The sequence below is a fragment of the Shewanella sp. AS16 genome (assembly GCF_021412365.1).
In the GTDB taxonomy this organism is placed as follows: domain Bacteria; phylum Pseudomonadota; class Gammaproteobacteria; order Enterobacterales; family Shewanellaceae; genus Shewanella; species Shewanella salipaludis.
Window position 1 is genome coordinate 1 of sequence record NZ_JAKCLK010000087.1, and the last position, 364, is coordinate 364.

Genomic DNA, 364 nt, shown 5'->3' on the forward strand with positions numbered 1-364 from the left:
CATGAGCGATATGCAGGTTCTTCCCTGCGGCTACAGATTAAGTTAAGCCAGCAATGCTGGCTTTGATTGTGATTACGCGAATACCTCAAGAAACTCCTGAACGTCCCAATGCTGGACGAGGTGAAGATAGATCTTAGAAATCACGTCATTTTCGCTATCGCATGTGAAGTAGTACTTCTGGCTGCGGTTGTATGTGTCCACACAAAATTCGCTCATATCCATAAAGTCAGCATCTTCACCCATGTCGCAAATCATCAAAGCAGGTGCGTCATCACGAGTCATCAGCTCAAGCACCCACCGCGAATTGATCAGAGTGGAAGACCAACCTTCTAACTCATAAAACTGGTCAAACTCTTTTTGAGTC

General features: G+C 45.3%; 1 protein-coding gene. It reads right to left on the minus strand.

Annotation, left to right across the window (positions count from 1 at the left end; all coding sequences use genetic code 11):
* Window positions 1–72: 72 nt before the first annotated feature.
* On the minus strand, window positions 73–364 hold a 292-nt coding region (locus LZP73_RS19460), incomplete at its 5' end, for a hypothetical protein (protein ID WP_234236567.1).